General features: G+C 34.9%; 2 protein-coding genes. Both read left to right on the forward strand.

Annotated features, from left to right (window positions below; genetic code table 11):
• Positions 1 to 83 precede the first annotated feature (83 nt).
• Positions 84 to 1,373: an IS21 family transposase gene (gene istA, locus N0O92_RS23570; RefSeq protein ID WP_315617483.1), complete on the forward strand. Its 1,290-nt coding sequence runs from the start codon at positions 84 to 86 to the stop codon at positions 1,371 to 1,373.
• The gene (gene istB, locus N0O92_RS23575; protein WP_315617485.1) at positions 1,366 to 2,118 is read left to right on the forward strand and encodes an IS21-like element helper ATPase IstB; all 753 of its coding nucleotides are present in this window, start codon (positions 1,366 to 1,368) and stop codon (positions 2,116 to 2,118) included. Before istA ends, istB begins: the two co-directional genes overlap by 8 nt.
• Positions 2,119 to 2,171: the final 53 nt, after the last annotated feature.

A 2,171-nucleotide genomic window follows, 5' to 3' on the forward strand; every position in this document is an offset into this window, starting at 1 on the left:
TAATTTAATAATGTACAGATATGATTACATAAGAATGTACAGTTTGCTGGTGTACATGCATACTTAAGTCTGAGGTGGAGAAGATGCATGTACAGTTGAACTTAACGACATCTATAGAAGTCAAAAGTCTAGAAGATTTAACAAAATTAAATTTTCTTATGGAGAGCCTAAATATGAAGATAAATAAAAGTAAGATAGGCCGTGAATTGGGTGTAGATAGGAGGACGGTGGATCGGTATTTAAAAGGGAATGGGCCAAATAAAACCCGCAATAAAAAGTCTAAAATAGATGAGTTATACGGAGTTATCTCAGAATTACTCTCAGAGGATTCAATACAAACTTTTTACTACAAGAGGGTTCTATGGGAGTACTTAAAGGATAATCATGGTCTGGATTGTTCCCAGTCATCTTTCCGCCGATACATATCAAACAAATCTGAGTTCCAAGCATACTTTACCGATGGTAAAAGAACTCATGCAGCGCAAGCTGTTGTTCGTTATGAAACCCCTCCCGGGGAACAAGCTCAATTCGATTGGAAAGAGAACATAAAATACATAACGTGTGAGGGGGAAATTATTTACGTCAATGTTGGAGTGTTCCTGTTAGGAAATTCAAGATACAAGTCTTATGGTTTAACCATGTCTAAATCACAAAGTGTACTAATGTCGTTTTTGATGGAGAGTTTTGAAGCAATTGGGGGTGTTCCAAAGACCATATTAACAGACAATATGAAAACAGTAATGGATGAGCATAGAACAGAGTATTCGAAGGGAGTGGTTAATGAAAGATTTGAACAGTTTGCCAGAGATAGTGGATTTGAAGTCAAACCTTGTATTGCAGGAAGACCAAGGACAAAAGGAAAAGTAGAAAGTATTATGAAGCTCTTAGATGATATTCATGCGTATCAGGGAAAGTTCACTTACGAAGGTCTTTACCAATTTGTACAAAAGCTTTGTGAACGCCATAATCAAAGTTTTAATCAAGGTAACAGAAAGATTCCAATACTAGCTTTAAAACAAGAAAAGAGTCACTTACTCCCCTTACCAAGGAAAGAAATAAGAGACTCTTATAAGATAAAACACAGGCTTGTAAAGGTGAACCCTGCAAGCATGATTACGTACAAATCAAACCAGTATTCAGTACCAGCTGAATACAAAGGGAAAACCGTAGGTTTACAAGTCTATGACGACCACATACATGTTTATTATAACACGGAATTGGTCGCCCAACATCGAGTCAGTAAAAAGGTATTAAATTACAAAGAAGAACATTACACAGATATGTTAACACGGGGAATGCCAAACTACCCTGACATTGATGAATTAGCTAAAAAGAATCTACTGGCGATGGATGAGGTGTATAAAATTGAATAGCAGTTACCAACAATTAGTAAGTAATTTGGAATATTTAAACTTAAAACAGATGATTACTCATCTTAATGATACCGTTGATTTTAGTACCAAAAATGAATTGTCTCTCGTTGACACACTTGTAAAACTAACGAATTATGAAATTGATGTACGTGAGAGAACAATGATTAACTCGATGGTTAAGGTGGGGGCTTTCCCCCACCGCAAAGAGGTAAATGAGTTTGATTTCGAGTTTCAACCAACGGTAAATAAACAACAAATTCTTGATTTTCTATCTTTGCGTTTTATCGAAGATAAACAAAATATTGTCTTCATGGGAACTAGTGGTGTTGGCAAAACACACTTAGCTACTTCCATAGGAATCGCCGCCGCTAAAAAACGAACGAGCACCTATTTTATTAAATGTAATGAACTTATCTTAAATTTGAAAAGAGCAAAGCTAGAAAACCGTTTAGAAACTCGGTTAAAACACTATGGGAAGTATAAGTTATTAATTATCGATGAAATTGGTTATCTTCCAATTGATAAAGAAGATGCCAAATTATTCTTTCAGCTAATTGATTTGAGATATGAAAAGAAAAGTACAATTTTGACTACAAATATTAGCTTTAAAGAGTGGGATGCGGTGTTCCAGGATACTAAATTAGCAAATGCCATTTTAGATCGAGTGTTACATCATGCAACAGTCGTTAACATTATTGGTCCATCATACAGAATTAAAGACCACTTAGAAAAAGATGATGATTAATTTTGTACATTCTTAAATGATCAAAAATGTACATCGTTAGCTTGACATTTACA

It is taken from the genome of Alkalihalobacillus sp. MEB130, assembly GCF_032335535.1.
GTDB lineage: Bacteria > Bacillota > Bacilli > Bacillales > Bacillaceae_D > Halalkalibacter.

What these genes read in the sequence shown, in the direction of transcription:
- istA (WP_315617483.1), top strand. Translation starts at nt 84, where the DNA reads ATGCATGTACAGTTGAACTTAACGACATCTATAGAAGTCAAAAGTCTA.